Genomic DNA, 18855 nt, shown 5'->3' with positions numbered 1-18855 from the left:
CAAGCCCTTGCCGCGGGGTGGAGCAGCCCGGTAGCTCGTCAGGCTCATAACCTGAAGGTCACAGGTTCAAATCCTGTCCCCGCAACCAAGACAAAAAACCCCCCGCATGATGAGTGCGGGGGGTTTTAGGTTCCACATACACTCGTCATAAGGCCGGCTATCTCGACCGCCCTCGCCTTCTCTCGCTCGGCGGGAGAGCTGTCGCTGACCGTCGGCATGCGACGCCTCGTCTCTTGATGACTTTAGTCGCTTCAATTGACACCTCCGGAACAATCTCCTACGAGAATGAACGTTCATTCTCCGATTTTTGGCATGTCTCACCCCAATCTTCTCCCGCCGGCCGCCGTATCCAGCGAGCGTCAGATGCGTATTCTCGATGCCGCCGAGCGCTGCTTCGTACGTTCCGGCTTTCATCGAACCACGATGCAGGATGTAGCTGCCGAGGCTGAAATGAGCCCCGGAAATCTCTATCGCTACTTTCCATCCAAGGATGCCCTTGTGGTGGCTCTCGCGGAGCGCGATCGGGCCCGCATTGGGAATGATTTTGATTCGTTTTCGCAGTCGGCAGATTTCCTTGGAATCTTCAGGCATCTGGCACACAAGCATTTCGCCGAGGAGCCTCGAGAACGAGCGATCCTGTGTCTTGAGATCTGGGCGGAGGCTACCCGCAATAAGACCTTTGCCTCTCTCTCGGAGACCTTCGACAACGATATCTCTGGCCGTATGGTCGCACTGTTCCGCCAGGCGCAGGAACGGGGCGCAATCGCCGCAGACGTAGACTTGGGTAGCCTCGCATCCCTGGTTTCCATGGTCGCGGACGGCCTTTTCGTCCGGCGCGCCATCCTCTCGAGTTTCGATGCAGAACGCGAAGTCCGCACGCTGATGGCCGTCCTGGAGGCGGCCTTTGCGGGCAAGATCGATTTGAAGGCGTCACAACATCAATCACCTTCAGAGAAGCTCGAAAAGGTTATGTCATGATGCGCCGGCTTCTCTCCGTGGCGGTTGCCACTCTCCTCTGTTCTGCAGCTTGGGCCGCTGAAGGGCCAAAGACACCCTCGCCTGCTCCCGTTCCGAGCGTATCCGTCATGCAGGCCGTCACGAAAGAAATCGTCGAGCGTGCCGTTGTGACCGGAACGCTGGTCTCGCGGGAAGAGATCTTTGTCGCGCCCGAGCTGGAAGGCCCTCGCATCACGGAGATTTTGGTGGAAGAGGGCGAGGCCGTCGCCAAGGGCCAAGTCCTGGCCCGACTCTCCCGCGATCTCCTCGAAACTGAACTCGCCCAGAATAGTGCCAGTCTTGCCCGTGCCGAAGCGGCGATTGCCCAAGCGAACAGCCAGATCATTCAGGCGGAAGCTGCTCAAGTCGAAGCCACTCAAGCACTTGAGCGCACAAGAGCCCTCATCCGAGGCGGCAACACCACCGAGGTGCAACTCGAGCAGCGTGTCTCGGCAGCCAGGGCCGCCGAGGGCCGCCTTGCCGCCGCAAAGGACGGCCTGCGTATCGCCGACGCTGAAAAGCGTGCGGCGGAAGCTCAAAGCCGAGAAATCCAAGTGCGCCTCGGACGCACGGATATCAAAGCGCCCCAAGATGGTATCATCGCGCGCAAGAATGCGAAGATCGGCGCGACCGCGAGCTCTGCAGGAGATCCGTTGTTCCGGATCATCGCAAAGGGTGAGATCGAGCTCGAGGGTGAAGTCACGGAGACACAACTCGTGCGGATTCATGAAGGTGCGCCAGCGCAAGTCATGATCGATCGCGGGCGGACCATCGAAGGTCGTGTGCGCATCATTTCCCCCGAAGTGGATCGCACAACGCGCCTCGGTCGTGTGCGTATCGCCCTGCCTCGCGATTCGGCGCTGCGCATCGGAGCCTTCGCCCGAGGCTCCGTGGAGGTTGCAAGAGAGACTGGCCTAACGGTGCCGCTCAGCGCCATTCTCTATGATGCGAAGGGTCCGACGGTTCAGGTGGTCGTCAATGATCACGTTCAAACACGTCGCGTACGGACGGGTCTCTCGGCGCAGGGCGCGGCTCAAATCGAAGAAGGTGTCGTCTCGGGAGAGGCAGTGATCGCCCGTGCCGGCAGCTTTCTGCGCGACGGCGATGCAGTTCGTCCGGTGATCGTCGAGGCCACGCGGGCCGAAGGAGCGCTATAGATGCAGCTCGCCGTTTCTGCATGGGCGATCCGCAAGCCGATCCCCTCGATCGTCCTATTCATTGTCCTGATGATCCTGGGGGCGTTCAGCTTCCAGGGTCTTCCGATTACACGCTTTCCCAATATCGACGTACCGCTGGTAACCGTGGCCGTCACCCAGGCAGGCGCGGCGCCATCCGAACTGCAGAACCAGGTTACGAAGCGCGTCGAGGACTCGGTTGCCGGCGTCAATGGCGTAAAGCACATCACGTCAACCATCGCAGAAGGCTCCTCGATCACCACAATAGAATTCCGCCTTGAGATCGATTCCGACCGCGCAGTGAACGATGTGAAGGACGCGGTCGCCAAGATTCGTGCCGACCTTCCACGTACGATCGACGAGCCGGTGATCCAGCGCCTCGACGTCGCCGGTCTGCCGATCGTCACCTATGCGGCATCCGCCCCGGCAATGATGCCGGAGGAGCTTTCCTGGTTCGTGGATGACGTCGTAGCGCGCCAACTCCAGAGCGTTTCGGGCGTTGGTCGCGTCGAGCGCGTGGGCGGCGTGGAGAGGGAGATCCGCGTCGACCTGAAACTCGACCGCCTCCTATCCCTTGGCATCACTGCCGCTGACGTGAACCGGCAACTGCGTCTGACGAGCGTCGACCTGACCGGCGGCCGCGGCGAAGTGGGTGGTCAGGAGCAATCCGTCCGCACACTCGGAGCGGCCGAGACAATCGAAGATCTGGCGGCCACGAGTATCACCCTGCCCGGCAATCGCCGGGTGCGCCTCGACGAACTGGCGACGGTGACTGACGCTGCCGCCGAGCCGCGCACCTTCGCGCGGTTCAACGGCCAGCCGGTGGTCGCCTTTGCAGTAACCCGCTCTACGGGCGCCAGCGATGCGGTTGTCGGAAAGGCCGTTGCGGCGAAGATGGACGAATTGCGGCAGGCTCATCCGCAAGTGCGCTTCGATCTGATCGACGACACAGTCGAATACACAGTCGGCAATTACCACTCCGCCATGCAGACGCTCATCGAGGGAGCTGTCCTGGCAGTGATCGTAGTGTTCATCTTCCTGCGCGACTGGCGTGCTACGCTCATCGCATCTCTGGCACTGCCGCTCTCCGTACTGCCCACGTTCTGGATCATGAGCACGATGGGCTTCTCCCTGAACCTGGTGAGCCTCCTCGCCCTCACGCTCGTCACCGGCATTCTCGTGGACGACGCGATCGTCGAGATCGAGAACATCGTTCGCCATATGCATATGGGTAAGTCACCGTACCGTGCAGCGCTAGAGGCAGCGGACGAGATCGGGCTTGCGGTCATCGCGATCACCTTCACGATCGTAGCGGTATTCGCACCCGTGAGCTTCATGGGTGGCATTGCCGGCCAGTACTTCAAGCAGTTCGGCCTTACAGTCGGGGCTGCGGTCTTGATCTCCCTGCTCGTGGCGCGTCTCATCACGCCCATGCTGGCCGCCTATTTCCTGCGACCGCACAAGGCCGTCGAGGAGCGGGACGGCTTCATCATGCGGATCTACACTCGCCTCGTCGGCTGGTCGGTCCGCCACAAATACATCACCTTTGTGGTCGGCCTCGGTTTCTTCGGGGCATCGATCTGGTCGACGAATCTCCTGCCCTCCGCCTTCCTGCCCGAGGAGGACATTTCCCGCGCGCTCTTCGTAGCGGAGCTGCCGCCGGGGTCACTGCTGGCTGACACCGAGCAGATCACGGACTCGATCGCTGAACGCCTCCGAGCGATGCCTGAGGTCAAATCGGTCTTCGTCAATGGAGGCATGCAGCTGGGCGGCAAGAAGGAGGTGCGCCTCGCAACCTTCACGGTCAATCTCGCACCGAAGGAGGAGCGCAGTCTTCGTCAGCGTCAGATCGAGGGGCGGATCGTCCAGGAGTTCCGCGATATTCCGGATATTCGCTTCTTTCTTCTCAACGAAGGTGGCCAGCGTGGCTTGCAGTTGATCGTCAGCGGGCCGGATCAGGGCGTGGTGGTCGAGACCGCCGCAAAACTCCAGCGCGAAATGGCAACGATCCCGACGATCGAAAATCCGATCTCGACGGCGCCCCTCAACCGGCCCGAGATCCGTATCAGTCCGAAACCGGCTCTTGCAGCAGAGCTCGGCGTTTCGACAGACGTGTTAGCCGAGACGGTGCGCGTCGCCACCATCGGCGATGTGAGCGCCAATCTCGCCAAGTTCAATGCAGGAGACCGACAGATCCCGATCCGGGTCCAGCTGCCGGAGAATGTCCGCGGCCGGCGTGATCTTATCGACGTCCTCAAGGTACCGGCGAAGGGCGGAGCGGCCGTCCCGCTTTCTTCCGTCGCCGACATCACCTTCGCGCAGGGTCCCACCTCGATCGACCGCTATGACCGGGCGCTTCGGGTCGCTCTCGAAGCAGATATGCGCGGAACCGACGCCCTCGGAGAAGTGCTCGAGGCAATCTACAACCTTCCCACGGCCAAGAATCTGCCGCCGGGCGTCACGATCAAGCAGACAGGCGATGCCGAGGTCATGACGGAGGTGTTTACCTCCTTCGGGAAGGCGATGGGCGCTGGCATCATGATGGTGCTCGGCGTCTTGATCCTGCTCTTTGCGAACTTTCTGCAGCCGTTCACGATTCTTCTGTCGCTGCCGCTTTCTCTCGGCGGCGCGATCCTCGCCCTTGTGATCGTTCAGAAGGCGATCAGTCTGCCGGTCGTGATCGGATTCCTCATGCTGATGGGCATCGTGACGAAGAACGCCATCATGCTGGTCGATTTTGCCATTGAAGAAGTCGCCAAGGGAATCGACCGCAAGACCGCCATCATCGATGCCGGACGGAAGCGGGCACGGCCGATTGTCATGACGACCATCGCGATGGTCGCCGGCATGGTTCCAAGCGCCCTCGCGCTCGGTGCCGGCGGTGAATTCAGGGCTCCGATGGCGATCGCGGTGATCGGTGGCCTCATCGTATCGACACTGCTGTCTTTGGTGTTCGTGCCGGCCTTCTTCATTCTGATGGATGATCTGTCGCACCTTCTTGGCCGTATCTTCGGCCGTTTTGTAGGGCCACGCGACGAGCCGGAGGAGCATGTCGCCGACCTTCGGCCGAAGCATGGACATCGCGGCAGCGCCGATCTTGCCAAGTGGGCGGCAGAATAGGAGTTGCCGTGGCGCCGGCGAGATGAGATCGTCGTGTCGCTATGCACTCTCACCAAGTCCAGGCAGAAAAGCCCACGGACTGGAGATCGAGCCATGGAAGCGCTGGTACTGGAGCGCAAGGATGAGCTCGCGTTGCGGGACATTCCCCTTGAGGAGAGGCTTGGACCCAGGGACGTCCGGATTGCCCTGCGAACAGTCGGTGTCTGCGGCAGCGATGTGCATTATTACACTCATGGCGCAATCGGCCCCTTTGTGGTCCGAGAGCCGATGGTCCTTGGCCATGAGGCAGCGGGTGATGTCGTAGAGGTCGGCTCCGCAGTGACCGAGCTCAGTTCCGGTGATCGTGTCTGCATGGAGCCTGGTATTCCCGATCCTGCGAGCCGTGCATCGCGGCTCGGCAGGTATAACCTCGATCCTGCAGTGCGCTTCTGGGCGACGCCGCCTGTGCATGGTGTCCTTCGGCCCACGGTCGTTCACCCGGCGGATTTCACTTTCAAACTGCCGGAACACGTAAGCTATGCCGAGGGCGCGATGGTCGAGCCGCTTGCAGTAGGCATGCATGCGGCGACCAGGATACAGGTGCAGCCGGGAGATCTCGCCGTCGTCATCGGCGCAGGCCCCATCGGCATGGTGACGGTTCTGGCCGCTCTGGCCGCAGGTTGCGCGCGGGTCATCGTCAGCGACATCCATGATGCAAAGCTCGACTTGGCGCGCAGCCTTGGACCGGTCATCCCGGTCAATGTCCGCAGCCAGAAGCTAGCGGACGTCGTCAGGCAGGAGAGCGACGACTGGGGAGCGGATCTGATCTTCGAATGTTCTGGCCATGCAGCTGCCATGGCGGAGATGTTCGATCTGGTTTGCCCAGGTGGGAAGGTCGCTCTGGTGGGCATCCCGCTCCAGCCGTTCGCGTTCGACGTCAGCAAGGCACAGGTGAAGGAAGCGCGTGTCGAGAGCATCTTCCGCTATGCCCATGTCTATCCCCGCGCCGTAGCGATGATTGCCTCCGGCAAGATCGATGTAAAACCGCTCATTACCGATCGGTTCTCATTTAAGGATGCAATCGAAGCCTTCGACTTCGCCAAGGCGATGCCGCCCGCCTCCGTGAAGGTGCAGATCGACATGCCGAGCTGATACGATCCTCAGCTCAACCGTCCCTCCAGATAGCGCTGCAAGGTCGTGCGCGTTCCGTCGCGCCAGAGGCTTCGCAGCGCCGTCTCGAAATGGGCGCGAAACACGGCTGAGGCTGCGATATCCCCAAAGATGTCACGAAGCTCCAGGAATGCCTCCGGATTGTCGCGTGCTGCACCAGCGGCCTGTATCAATCGTGCCGCGTTGGGATCATCCAGCGTGAAGGCCGCGCCCTCATCCGTTGTCCCGGTGCAATAGCGGCACCATAGGGCGGATTCGAGCGCGAGCCCGATGACATCCTGGCCGGCTTTCAGCCGATCCCTGGTGGATGGGAGGATGAATTTCGGCTGCCGATTGGAGCCATCCTGCGCGAGACGAGGAATCGTATCCCCGACATCCGGATTGCTGAAGCGACGAGCGATCAAATCATAATAGTCCTGAAGGTCGATCCCAGGCACCGGCGGCACGCAGGGGACAATCTCTTCTCTCTCCACCTTGTCGAGGAAGCCGCGGACCAGCGGGTCGGCCATGGCGTCATGCACGAAGTGGATGCCAAGGAGAGCGGCTGGATAGGCAATAGCGGCGTGGCCGCCGTTGAGGATGCGGATCTTCATCAGCTCGAAGGCCGCGACGTCACGCGTAAAGGTGACATCCACTTCCTCCAAAGCCGGACGCCCAGCGGGGAAATGATCTTCAAGAACCCATTGCCGGAAGGGCTCACAAAAGACCGGCCAGTTGTCCTGGATCTCGAAGCGCTCCGCCAGCAGGCTTCGCTCACGATCACTCGTAGCGGGCGTAATGCGGTCCACCATACTGTTGGGAAAAGCCACATGCTCACGCACGAAGGCGGCAAGCTCCGGATCGACTAGATCGGCGAGGCCCGCAACCGCATTCATGGCTACGTGCCCATTGCCGGGAATGTTATCGCAGGACATGACAGTGAACGGCGCGAGACCGCGGTCACGGCGGCGTTTCAAGGCGCCCAGAAGAACGCCAAAGACGCCTTTGGGCGCATCAGGAAGCCGAGCGTCATGGACGATTTCCGGGTGCTCGGGATTGAAAGCACCGGTGGCGGGATCGATGCAATAGCCGCCCTCTGTGACGGTCAGCGACACGATCCGCAATCGGGGATCGTCGAGCGCCTCGACGATCGCTTTCCCATCGCCCCCAACTGACACGAAATCGACCATCGCGCCGGTGACACGGGCCCGGTGAGCGCTAGGCTCGAGCTCAACGACCGTGGTCAACCAGTCCTGCGGTTCGAGAGCCTTGCGCATGGCAGCATCGCCGGGCCGCACGCCTGCGCCAATCAATGCCCAGTCGAGATCCCGCCCCCTGTTGAACAGATCGTCCAGATACACGGCCTGATGCGACCGGTGAAAATTGCCGATCCCGATATGGAGAATGCCGGGACGCAGTGCTTGACGCTCATAGGCCGGCTTCTCCACGGTGGATGGAAGCGACGGAAGCGTTGCGAGATTCAGTGGCTGGCTCATGAGACTCCGACCTGATCACGAGAGCTGGGTGCGGCCAACAGAGGCCCTTTGCATCTCCGTAGACTTCATACCTCAAGCATCTCATTCGGGTGAAGTGTCCGGCCGGTATTGCCGATGATAAGATCGACGGCCTTGTCGGCTATGGCGAGAACTGGTGCATTCGTATTGCCACTCGGGATCGTCGGCATGATCGAGGCATCGATGATGCGAAGGCCCGTCACTCCTCTCACCTTGAGGTCCGGAGTGACCACCGCACCGGGGTCAGTCTCGCGACCCATCCGGCACGTCCCGACCGGGTGGTAATTCGTCTTCACGGTGCGCCGGCAATGGGCGGCCAGGGCCTCGTCCGTGGTGGCACCCGGTCCCGGAAAGAGTTCCCGTATCACCAGTTCCTTAACGGGTCTCGTCGCCAGGACCTCGCGAGCATATCGCAAGCCTGCAATGGTGACGTGCAGATCGCTCGGTTCGCCGAAGAACTGGGGATCGATCAGGGGTGCAGCCCTGGCATCGGCGGAGGCGAGACGCACGAATCCCCGCGCCTTCGGACGCAGGAGGCAGGGGTTGAGCGTCACGCCATGGGTGGGCTCGACGCCGGAGACATCGCGGTCGAGATAGACGGTCGGAACGCAATAGAGCTGGATCGTCGGGCGCGATCCGCCCTCGGGATCGATGAAAGCGCAGGCCTCCACACCCGTCGTTGTCACGGCTCCCGACTTGAAGAGGATATATTGCAACCCGTGCCTCACCATCGCGAGCCCGCGGTCCTGGCCGAAATAGCCATAGGCCCCGGATGTCGCGGCCACAATCGGAACCTCATGATGGTCCTGAAGATTGCGGCCAACGCCTGGCAGATCGATGAGTGTCTGGATGTCGTGCCGTGCCAATTCCTCCGCCGGGCCGATCCCGGAAAGCATCAGAAGCTTCGGAGTCATGTATGTCCCTGCCGACAGAATAACTTCTGCGTCGGCGAAGACCGTATCCGACCCGCTCGCCCCCTGGATCCGAGCGCCGACAGCGCGGTCCTTCTCAAAGAGGATTTGAGTTGCGATCGTACCCGTCACGACGCTGAGCCGAGGATGCTTCAAGACCGGACGAAGAAAGGCATCGACAGCACTGCACCGCCGCCGCGTTTCCCAATCGATCGTATGCTGCATGAATCCAACCCCGGCCTGCCGGGGGCCGTTGAAGTCGGGATTATAGTAAATTCCCCTCTCCTGCATCGCCTGTACGAACGCCCGGCTCATCGGGGCATACTGGCCCAGATGCGAGACCTTCAAGGGACCGCCGAGGCCATGATATGGACGGCCGAGGTGATCATTTCCTTCCTGCTTGATGAAATGCGGCAGGAGATCACGATGGCTCCAGCCCGCTCCTCCCAAGGCCTCGTCCCAATGGTCGTAGTCCTCGGACTGGCCACGGATATACACCATGGCATTGACGGCACTGCCGCCGCCGAGCACCCGCGCTTGCGGAACGATAGGCGCTCGCCCATCGAGCTGCGGCTGGGGAACCACATGATGCATGGTCAGATAGGTGTCCTTGGCCAGGAACTTCATGTATCCGGCCGGCATGGAAAGCACGCGGCTCGGATGGCGCGGTCCAGCCTCGACAAGCAGCACGCGCGCATCCTGCTCGGCGACAAGCCGGCTCGCTGCGACACAGCCGGCGCTTCCGCCTCCGATGATGATGTAATCGAACCGTCTCGAGGCCATGGCATCTCCTCGGGAACCTGGCACCGCCCACCGTCGGTCAGCTGGCTTTGCGGGTCGGCAGCCGGCGGAGATTGGCCAGAGGATGGCGCTGGATCCGCTCCATTGCAAAGCCATCGGTATCGAAGAGATGGCAGGTGACTGGATCGAGCTTGACCCTGACGATCTCATGGACGTTCGTCGGAATCTCGCCGTCAGCCTGGATGATCAGCATCGCACCGTCTGGAAGTCGCGTATAGAGGAAGGTCTCGCCACCAAGCCTCTCGACGACCATCACTTCCCCGCTGATCTCACCTTCCTGGGCAAGGCGCATATGCTCCGGGCGAACACCGAGTGTCACGGTGTCCCCTGCCCTCTGGGGCCCAGGCCGGACCGGGACCGCGATACTGGCACCGCTGGCCAGCCGCACTGTCGTACCGGTCTCCTGAACCGCCGTGACAGTGGCCGGCAGGAAGTTCATTTTCGGGCTGCCGATGAAGCCAGCAACGAAAAGATTTCGCGGGTGATGGTAGAGTTCGAGCGGCGTGCCGGCCTGCTCTATCACGCCCCCCTGCAGCACTACGATCTTGTCGGCCATGGTCATCGCTTCCACCTGATCATGCGTCACGTAGATCATCGTGGCAGCCAGCTCATCGTGCAGGCGGGCGAGCTCGATGCGCATCTGGACGCGCAGCGCGGCATCGAGATTGGAAAGCGGCTCGTCGAAGAGAAAGACCTTGGGCTTGCGCACGATGGCCCGCCCGATCGCGACCCGCTGCCGCTGTCCGCCCGAAAGCTCCTTGGGTTTTCTTTCGAGAAGGTTGTCGAGATGCAGGATGCGGGCGGCCTCCGCGACCTTGGAGCGGCGCTCCTCTTTCGACGCGCCCGCCAATCTCAGGGAAAAGCCCATGTTGTCGGCAACCGACATATGTGGGTAGAGCGCATAGGACTGGAAGACCATGGCAAGGCCACGCTCGGAGGGCGGCACATCGTTGACGCGCTGTCCATCGATCAGGAGTTCGCCCGAAGTGATCTCTTCCAACCCCGCGATCATCCGCAGAAGTGTGGATTTTCCGCAACCGGAGGGCCCCACGAAGACGCAGAATTCGCGATCGTCGATCGACAGGTCGACACCCTTGATGACCTGCACGGCGCCGTAGTTCTTCTGAATGCCCTTGAGTGTGACCGTCGCCATGGTGCATCTCCCGATTACTTGACGGCCCCGAAAGTCAAGCCACGTACGAGCTGGCGTTGGCTCATCCAGCCGAAGACCAGAATGGGCGCGATCGCAATCGTTGAAGCTGCAGACAGCTTGGCCCAGAACAATCCCTCAGGAGCGGAAAAGGATGCGATGAAAGTGGTGAGTGGGGCCGCCTGCGACGTAGTGAGATTGAGGCTCCAGAATGCTTCGTTCCAGCACAGGATGATGGACAGCAGCGCCGTTGATGCGATGCCCGGCAACGACAGCGGCATCAGCAGCATCCAAACCTCCTGCTTGGGCTTTGCCCCATCCATTCGACCGGCTTCAAGGATGTCCTTCGGAACCTCCTTGAAGAAGGTGTAGAGCATCCACACCACGATCGGCAGATTCATGAGCGTGTAGACCAGGATGAGACCCCAGCGTGTATCGATTGCGCCACTGTCCCGGAACAAGAGGTAGATCGGGATCAGGACGCCGACGGCCGGCATCATCTTGGTGGAGAGCATCCACAGCAGCAGGTCCTTGGTCCGTTTGCCGGGGAAGAAGGCCATGGCGTAGGAAGCCGGAATAGCGATCAGCGTCGCCAGCAGCGTCGCGCCGACCGAGATCAGGACGCTGTTCAGCGCGAAATGGACATAGTCGGCGCGCTCGCGCACGGTGACGTAGTTCTCCAGCGTCGGGGTGAAGAAGAGTTTCGGCGGCGTTGCAATCGCCTCGACCTCGGTCTTGAAGCTCGTCAGGATCATCCAGAAAATGGGAAAGAAGATCACTCCTGCAGCCAACCATCCGACCACTGTAGCGATAAGTTTCTCGCGGGTTTTGGGATGCATGACCTGTCCTCAGTCGGCAATGTTCCGGGCGATGGAACGAACGAGAAAGACCGCGACGATATTGGCGAGGATGACGGCGATCACACCGGCTGCCGAGGCTCCTCCGACATCGTATTCGCGCAGGGCCCGGAGGTAGATCAGAAAGGCCAGATTGGTGGAGGCGAGGCCTGGACCGCCGGAGGTCGTCACATAGATCTCGGCGAAAACCGAGAGCAGGAAGATGGTCTCGATCATGATGACGACGCTGATCGCCCGGCCGAGATGCGGCAGGATGATGAAGAAGAACATCGCGAAGGGCCCGGCGCCGTCCATCCGCGCCGCCTCCTTCTGCTCACTGTCCAGCGACTGAATGGCCGTGAGCAGGATCAGGAGCGCAAAGGGAAGCCATTGCCACGCGACGATGATGATGATCGAGGTCAGGGGGAGGCTTCCGAAGAAGTCTATCACCGGAAGACCCAGAGACCGCGAGAAGAACGCGAACAATCCGTTGACCGGATGCATCAACATGTTCTTCCACACAAGCGCGCTGACCGTCGGCATGACGAAGAAAGGAGCGATCGCCAACAGACGCGCAACGCCTCGGCCGTAGAAGTCCTGATCGAACAGAACGGCCAGAAGCGTACCGAGCCCGACGGTGATCACCAATACCCAGAATACCAAGAGGATCGTGTTCAGCATCGCCGTCCAGAGAGACGGATCGGTCAGCAAATAGGTGTAATTCTCCAGCCCCGCGAAGCCGCCGACCGACGGATCCAGCAAGTTGTAGTATTGGAAGGAAAACCACAGCGTCATCGCCAGCGGTACGATCATCCATAGAAACAGGACGATCACCGAGGGGGCGATCAGCGGCAGGGTTTTGACAGTTCGTTGGCTGCGGCCGCCGATAGCAGCCGTCGCTCCCGAAACAGTGGCAGTCGTGGTCGTACTCGCCATGGTCGTCGTCCGCGGCTGGGGTGAGCAACCGGCGGGCCGTTCCGCCCGCCGGCCCTGCTTTAGCTCACTTTGGATAGCCGGCCTGCTTCATCGTTCGCTCAGTCGATCGCTGCGCCGTTTCCAGGGCCTGCTCCACGCTCACCTGACCTGCCAATGCGGCAGCGATCTGCTGGCCCACAGCCGTCCCGATGCCCTGGAACTCGGGAATGGCGACGTACTGGATTCCGATATAAGGCACGGGATCCTTGGTCGGTTTGGTGATGTCGGCATTGGCAACCGATTCATACACGACCTTCGCGAAGGGCGCGGCCTTGACGTATTCGGGGTTGTCATATGTAGATTTGCGCGTTCCGGGAGGGGCGGAAACCCATCCGACTTCGTTTCCGACGAGGGTGATGTAGTCTTTCGACGTCGCCCACTTCACGAATGATTTGGCGGCATCAACCTTCTTCGACGACGTCGGAATCGCGAGCGCCCAAGCCCAGAACCAGCCGGAGCCGTTGCTCGTGACTTCGACGGGAGCCGGCGCGAAAGCCGTCTTGTCCGCGACCTGGCTCTCCTTCGGATTGTAGATATAACCCGCAGCCGATGTGGCATCGACCCAGAGAGCGCAATGCCCTGTCGCGAACAGAGCACGGTTCTCATTGTGACCGTTCGCCGTCGCACCAGGAGGGCCATAGGCGTTCATGTTCTTAACGTAGTAGGTCACCGCGTTCTTCCACGGTTCGGTGGTAAGTTGCGGCTCCCATTTCTCGTTGAACCAGCGCCCACCGAAGGCGTTCACCATGGGGCCGATGAACGCCATGTTCTCGCCCCAGCCCGGCTTGCCGCGCTGGCAGAAGCCATATTGCTCCTTCGACTTGTCGGTCAGCTTGGCGGCGTACTCGGCAATCTGATCATAAGTCGGCTTATCAGGCATCTTGATACCAGCCTGATCGAACAGATCCTTGCGATAGAACGTGAAAGAACTCTCGGCATAGAACGGCACGGCGTAGAGCTTGCCGTTATACGAGAGACCATTCTTCACCGATGGAATGATGTCGGCGTAATCATAGTCATTGCCGAGATCATCCAATGGCACCAGCCAGTTCTGCTTTCCCCAGATTGGAGCCTCATAGGAGCCGATCGTGATGATGTCGAACTGTCCGCCCTTGGTCGCAATGTCGGTCGTCGCACGCTGGCGCAGTACGTTCTCCTCGAGCACGACCCAATTCAGCTTGTTGCCCGTCGCCTGCTCCCATTTTGGCGACAAGCGCTGCATGATGATCATGTCGGCATTATTGACAGTTGCGATCGTCAAGGTCTGACCCTGGGCGAGTGCCCAACCGGTACTCGAAAGCAAACCAACTACAGACAACAACGCAAGCCGATTGAACTGCATTGATTCCTCCCAAATAAATCACCACTAGTTATTATTGAGAATTGGAATGTTCTCATGTTGTTTACTAGTCGTCAATTATGTTCGTCAGCAACGAATAAGCTTTAGTCAGGACAACAATCCTTTTGAGTGCTAGCCTCATGATTTCGCGCGCGCCTTCGACCTAAGAGGGATTGCCAAAGACTCGGCCCGTTCCAGATATGACCACCGCTCGGTGGTGAAGAAGAATTTCGAGATGCCGTTTCCGCTTAAGATTCGGCTACTCCGAAGCATCAGGATCTTGATCTAAAGCAAAGCATGACTCAGTTATCGATGCTGAACTGCGGACGCGTAATGCCTAACCTGTTTCACCTCATTCCGGTCCGACCGACAGCGGCAGGAGAGGCTGCGTCTTGTGAACCGTGGCGCTGAAGCCGAAGCGCGAGCGCAAGACGATCGACTATGCGACCCTGAGCAACGGGAGAAGCTCATGTTCAGGCATATTCTGATCCCAACCGACGGATCTCCCTTATCCGGAGAAGCCATCGCCTACGGGGTAAAGCTGGCATCCGGCACCAGCATCAGGATCACGTTTCTGACCGTGACAGAGCCATTTCACACCTTCTCATTTGAAGCCGCACAACTGCAGGAAACCGAGGCCAGCTATCGCGATGCCTTGAATCGCGAGGCAGCGCGCCGCCTGGAAGAGGCCGAAAAGGCTGCCACAAGTGCACAGGTTTCCTGCGGCGCCCTTCATGCGGAAGATGACCAGCCCTACGAGGCCATTATCCGTACAGCGAAAGAGAAGGGTTGCGATCTCATACTGATGGCATCGCATGGCCGTCGCGGCATCTCAGCTCTCGTCCTGGGAAGCGAGACCGTCAAGGTCCTGACCCATTCCAGCATCCCTGTGCTGGTCTATCGCACGCCAGGTAAAGCCACTGACCAGGTTCTGGCGCAACAATACGAAACCGAGAAACGACAACTGTCCGAACAACTCCCCTAGCCGCGATATCGTCCATGAACTCGCGGGAACATCACCTGGTCGCGCCGACAGGATGCGCCTGTTGAAGTCGGCGGGTGAGTACGACACCGCTCGCATGAAATCCGGTCTGTGCAAGAATTTCCGCGTCACCGGGGGCTATCATTTCATGCGGGAGATCCATGAGGATCGCACTGCTGCCAAGCTCGTCCGCAAGGCCCTCCGCAAAATTGATGATCGCTTTCGGGAGGGTGGCTCCAGGCAGGCGACCGATGACCACGTCGCTGATCCACAGAACGGCGCCCCCGGCGACTGCCTCGGCAACTCTATAGGAGAATATTGCGTGGCAGCAGCCGCGCTGATCCTGAACGGCCACAAGTCCACCGACACGACGCGGAAGACGCGCCGCCTGACGAACGAAACGCTGCCAAGCCTTCCACGTGACATTCGGGTGCAGGAGACTAATCAGCGCGTAGATCCGATCCGCGTTGGAGCGTCCGATCCGCTCGACCTGATAGATCTCCGAAATCATGAACGCGGATCCTTCCCTTCGCTGCAACATAACGCTGGCTTTCAGGGCCGGCATTGATGCGTGTCAAACAACGGCAGATCTGATAGGGTTGGATCCTTTCCGGGAGGAGACCGATGGTTTCCGTCTCTCCTTGTCCGCATGGATATCCGGGCGAAGCCTGTATCGTTTGCAAGGTCCGCCACATCAGTGTCTGCGCCGCCCTGTCAGCCACCGAGCTTTCCGCGTTGGACGAGCTCGCCCAGCATGTGCGCTTTTCGCAAAGAGAGACGATTTTCCTCCAGGGCGCCGATGCGGATTGGGTCTACAACATCACGGGCGGGGTCGCGCGGCTCTACACGCTTCTCCCCGATGGTCGGCGCCAGATCGTGGGTTTTGCTCTGCCTGGCGACTTTCTGGGACTTGCGATGGGCAAGACACATCCCTTTGGGGCGGATGCCATCGAGCAAGTCTCGGCCTGCCGTTTCTCGCGCACTGCATTCTCATTATTGATCGACCGAAAGCCGCATTTGCTCCGGCGGCTCCATGAATTCGCCACGCACGAACTGAGCTTGGCCCAGGATCAGATGACCCTCTTAGGTCGCCGCACCGCGGAGGAAAAGGTCATCATGTTCCTACTGGGTATGCGCGAGCGCTGGACTAGGCTGGGATCGGCTTCGGTGACCGTCCACCTTCCCATGAGTCGGCAGGACATGGCGGATTTTCTTGGCCTTAGCCTCGAGACCGTCAGCAGAACTCTGAACAGGCTCGCTCGGGAGAAAGTTATCATCCTCGTTCCGGACGGTGTGCGCATCACGGATCTGGAACGCTTGATTAGACCGGTCGCAGCCTAGCCTCTTCGCCAACACAGAACCAGGCCACGACCTATATGGAACTCGATCAGCCTCTCAAGGGCTCATTCCCCGTCAGCGCTCGAGTGTCTTCAGATAGGCAACCACATCATTGATCTGCGCTGGGTCCAGCCGGAATTCCGGCATAGTAGGATGCCCTGTCGTGATGCCCTCGGCCAGCGCCTCCGCCAGATCCTCAACGGGATAGCGCTCGTGAAGCGTGCGAAAGGGCGGCGCGATGGCCAGCGGGCTCTCGCCGACCCGGCCGATGGCATGGCAGCCTGCGCAATTCGTCTGCACAAACACCCTTCCGCGTTCTGCACGCCCCTCCTGAGCGGGCGAAGGCTGGGAAAGCAGCAGCAGAACGATCGAAAGCGCAAGGCGCATCATGGCTTAGGGCTCCACCAGATCCTTCACGAAAGGCTTCGCACTGACGACCTTGAAAGTATTGACGTCCCCTTCCGCGTCACGGATCGACACATATTCCCCAACGAGAAAGGTATGAGTGCCGAGGCGATATCCGGCCTCGTCGTCGTCCATGCGGTCTCGGTTGTAATCGATCACCCAGGTCGCTCCGCCTGCTCCGCCTGGGCGGTGGACCAGCAGCCCGATCTGATCCCGCTCCCCGAGCCAGAACCGACGGACGTGGCAGTGGGCTCGCTTGCTACGCCATTCCTCCTGGTCGAGATGACCGGCGGCATCGAGGGGCGCCGTGATTTCGTAGCCGTGAAACGCGCTTCCCTCGGGAAAGTCGCGGGTTCGCGCCAAGTGCAAGGTGATGTGCTGGAGCATGGGTCCTCTCCGTCGCCGATCCGGCGTTCAGCTATCAATGCCCAACCCTAGCCTTCATTTGCTTGCCGAGCGTTGATGCGGATCAAATGCGGCCGAGGTGTATGATAGATTCTGCCCAACCAGAGGAGGCCAAGAAGGACGAGCCCCGGTTTCAGCGCTCTTCCAAAGCTCGTCGCAGGCGGCGGATGACGACCTGCCTCGCTCTTTCGTCCGCAGTCTTGCCGACCGCGTCGCTGATATCGAGGAGGAGACTGGAAAGCTCGTTGTGCCAATCGAGGCGGCCCGCAGCCGCCGGCGCCATACGACCAGGCTTCTCCGTTTCAATCGTCCTTGCTCCGGCTGGCGTCAACTCGAAGGCGCTGTCGAGGTTCGGAATGACGACCTGCCCTTCCCTCACGACCGGAGCGAGACGCCGTGACAGGCCCTCAAGGGAATCCTCCTCGCCGTGGACGAGAAAGACATTGTGCGAGATTGGCATGCGCTCCCGGACCCAGGCGGCCAGCTCAGGGCCATCAGCATGTCCGGAATAAAGATCCAGGGAACGGATTCGAGCGCGGACCTGAATCTCCTCCCCCATGAGCCTGACCCTCGAAGCGCCGTCCTGGAGGATCCTTCCGAGTGTTCCCTGCGCCTGGTAGCCGACCAGCAGAACGGTTGCCTCATCACGCCAGAGCCACGCCTTCAGATGGTGGCGAATGCGTCCCGCCTCGCACATCCCGCTCGCCGCGATGACGATGTAGAAACTTCGGATCCGATCAATGGCCTTGCTCTGCTCCACAGATTCCGTAAAGCGCACTTGAGGAGCATTCAGAGCCTGCTTGAGCGCTGCCCCCTCCTCCAGTTCACCCGCGTGGCTTTCAAAGATCGCACTGGCGCGAGTGGCTAGAGGCGAGTCGATAAAGATCGGCAGCGTTGGAATCTTGCCGTCATTCATCAGACCGACCAGATCGACAAGGAGTTCCTGGGTTCGCTCGACGGCGAAAGATGGGATGAGCAGAGCACCGGTCGATCGGAGAGCAGACTGCACCTCCTTGCAAAGAAGCTGCCGCCGTCGCTCCGGAGAGGCATCCAACCGGTCCGTATCCCCGTATGTCGATTCACAGACCACGTAGTCGACCTCACGGGGAGCATCCGGGTCGAACTGCAGAAGCTTGGAATCAGGTCCAAGATCTCCGGAAAAGAGCAATCGTGTCGGTTGATCCCTGCCCTGCTCGGTAACCTCCACCTCGACTGAAGCCGATCCGAGAAGGTGCCCGGCATTCCAAAACCTGACGCGAATACCGTCGGCGACCTGCATCCAGGCGTGATAGGCAACCGGCCTGAATTGCGTGAGGCAGGCGGTGGCATCCTCGGCGGTATAAATCGGCTCGACCTCCGCCCGGCCGCGGCGAATATTGCGTCGATTGAGCTGCTCCACCTCCATTTCCTGGATATGGCCTGAGTCCGGAAGCATGACAGAGCAGAGATCTACGGTCGCTTTCGTGGCGAAGATTGGTCCGCCGAAGCCATCCTTCACGAGTTTTGGCAACAATCCGCTGTGATCGATGTGAGCATGCGTGAGAACGACCGCGTGGAGTGCGGCCGGTTGGAAAGGAAAGGCCCGATAGTTGAGCTCCCGCTCGGTCTTGGACCCCTGAAACATACCGCAATCGATAAGAATACGGGCCCGATCCGTCTCCAGAGCGAAGCATGATCCCGTCACGGTCTGGGCAGCTCCGTGAAATCTCAAACGCAGCGTCATATGGCGAATCCTCGTACGAACGGCCCAGCTACCCTACATAAATCGACATGGAGTTGC

At 60.3% G+C, this 18855-nt stretch carries 16 protein-coding genes and 1 tRNA gene; 7 read left to right on the top strand and 10 right to left on the bottom strand.

Going from position 1 to position 18855, the window contains the following annotated elements; translation table 11 throughout:
* Positions 1-11 precede the first annotated feature (11 nt).
* The 5 genes from K9B37_RS21370 (at position 12) to K9B37_RS21350 (ending at position 6422) form a co-directional block, all read left to right on the top strand.
* Positions 12-88, top strand: a tRNA-Met gene (locus tag K9B37_RS21370).
* Positions 89-312: 224 nt separating this feature from the next.
* A complete protein-coding gene (locus K9B37_RS21365; protein WP_224315562.1) occupies positions 313-978 on the top strand; it encodes a TetR/AcrR family transcriptional regulator in 666 nt (221 codons plus the stop codon).
* On the top strand, positions 975-2153 hold the full coding sequence (locus K9B37_RS21360; RefSeq protein ID WP_224315561.1) for an efflux RND transporter periplasmic adaptor subunit: 1179 nt from the start codon (positions 975-977) through the stop codon (positions 2151-2153). The genes K9B37_RS21365 and K9B37_RS21360 overlap by 4 nt, the downstream gene beginning before the upstream one ends.
* Positions 2154-5291, top strand: coding sequence for an efflux RND transporter permease subunit (locus tag K9B37_RS21355; protein WP_224315560.1), 3138 nt, complete (start codon positions 2154-2156; stop codon positions 5289-5291).
* Positions 5292-5384: 93 nt separating this feature from the next.
* The gene (locus tag K9B37_RS21350; RefSeq protein ID WP_224315559.1) at positions 5385-6422 is read left to right on the top strand and encodes an NAD(P)-dependent alcohol dehydrogenase; all 1038 of its coding nucleotides are present in this window, start codon (positions 5385-5387) and stop codon (positions 6420-6422) included.
* A gap of 8 nt (positions 6423-6430) precedes the next feature.
* Here K9B37_RS21350 and K9B37_RS21345 read toward each other — a convergent pair whose 3' ends face one another.
* From K9B37_RS21345 to K9B37_RS21320, 6 genes are all read right to left on the bottom strand, one after another.
* Positions 6431-7915 carry a mannitol dehydrogenase family protein gene (locus K9B37_RS21345; RefSeq protein WP_224315558.1) on the bottom strand — a complete coding sequence of 495 codons (1485 nt, stop codon included), beginning with the start codon at positions 7913-7915 and terminating at the stop codon, positions 6431-6433.
* Positions 7916-7980: 65 nt separating this feature from the next.
* The gene (locus K9B37_RS21340; protein WP_224315557.1) at positions 7981-9627 is read right to left on the bottom strand and encodes a GMC family oxidoreductase; all 1647 of its coding nucleotides are present in this window, start codon (positions 9625-9627) and stop codon (positions 7981-7983) included.
* Positions 9628-9664: 37 nt separating this feature from the next.
* Complete coding sequence (locus tag K9B37_RS21335) at positions 9665-10798, bottom strand: ABC transporter ATP-binding protein (RefSeq protein WP_224315556.1); 1134 nt, start codon at positions 10796-10798, stop codon at positions 9665-9667.
* Positions 10799-10812: 14 nt separating this feature from the next.
* Positions 10813-11634 carry a carbohydrate ABC transporter permease gene (locus tag K9B37_RS21330; protein ID WP_224315555.1) on the bottom strand — a complete coding sequence of 274 codons (822 nt, stop codon included), beginning with the start codon at positions 11632-11634 and terminating at the stop codon, positions 10813-10815.
* A gap of 9 nt (positions 11635-11643) precedes the next feature.
* Positions 11644-12567 carry a carbohydrate ABC transporter permease gene (locus K9B37_RS21325; protein WP_224315554.1) on the bottom strand — a complete coding sequence of 308 codons (924 nt, stop codon included), beginning with the start codon at positions 12565-12567 and terminating at the stop codon, positions 11644-11646.
* A 64-nt stretch (positions 12568-12631) separates the two neighbouring features.
* Entirely contained in the window at positions 12632-13948 is a 1317-nt protein-coding gene (locus K9B37_RS21320; RefSeq protein WP_439651774.1) for an ABC transporter substrate-binding protein, read from the bottom strand.
* Between the two features lie 466 nt (positions 13949-14414).
* Here K9B37_RS21320 and K9B37_RS21315 point away from each other — a divergent pair, with 466 nt between their 5' ends.
* Positions 14415-14930, top strand: a complete 516-nt coding sequence (locus K9B37_RS21315; RefSeq protein WP_224315553.1) for a universal stress protein — start codon at positions 14415-14417, stop codon at positions 14928-14930.
* A gap of 31 nt (positions 14931-14961) precedes the next feature.
* Here K9B37_RS21315 and K9B37_RS21310 read toward each other — a convergent pair whose 3' ends face one another.
* Positions 14962-15438, bottom strand: a complete 477-nt coding sequence (locus K9B37_RS21310; protein ID WP_224315552.1) for a hypothetical protein — start codon at positions 15436-15438, stop codon at positions 14962-14964.
* A gap of 113 nt (positions 15439-15551) precedes the next feature.
* Here K9B37_RS21310 and K9B37_RS21305 point away from each other — a divergent pair, with 113 nt between their 5' ends.
* Positions 15552-16268, top strand: a complete 717-nt coding sequence (locus K9B37_RS21305; RefSeq protein WP_224315551.1) for a Crp/Fnr family transcriptional regulator — start codon at positions 15552-15554, stop codon at positions 16266-16268.
* 72 nt (positions 16269-16340) lie between these two features.
* On the opposite strand, the gene K9B37_RS21300 is transcribed toward K9B37_RS21305, so the two are convergent.
* From K9B37_RS21300 to K9B37_RS21290, 3 genes are all read right to left on the bottom strand, one after another.
* A complete protein-coding gene (locus K9B37_RS21300) occupies positions 16341-16652 on the bottom strand; it encodes a c-type cytochrome (protein WP_224315566.1) in 312 nt (103 codons plus the stop codon).
* Between the two features lie 6 nt (positions 16653-16658).
* Positions 16659-17057 carry a hypothetical protein gene (locus K9B37_RS21295; protein WP_224315550.1) on the bottom strand — a complete coding sequence of 133 codons (399 nt, stop codon included), beginning with the start codon at positions 17055-17057 and terminating at the stop codon, positions 16659-16661.
* Positions 17058-17208: 151 nt separating this feature from the next.
* Entirely contained in the window at positions 17209-18798 is a 1590-nt protein-coding gene (locus K9B37_RS21290) for an MBL fold metallo-hydrolase RNA specificity domain-containing protein (RefSeq protein ID WP_224315549.1), read from the bottom strand.
* Positions 18799-18855: the final 57 nt, after the last annotated feature.

The sequence above is a fragment of the Microvirga puerhi genome (assembly GCF_020089865.1).
In the GTDB taxonomy this organism is placed as follows: domain Bacteria; phylum Pseudomonadota; class Alphaproteobacteria; order Rhizobiales; family Beijerinckiaceae; genus Microvirga; species Microvirga puerhi.
The sequence above is the reverse complement of the archived record's forward strand: the minus strand, read 5'-3'. Positions and strand labels throughout refer to the sequence as shown.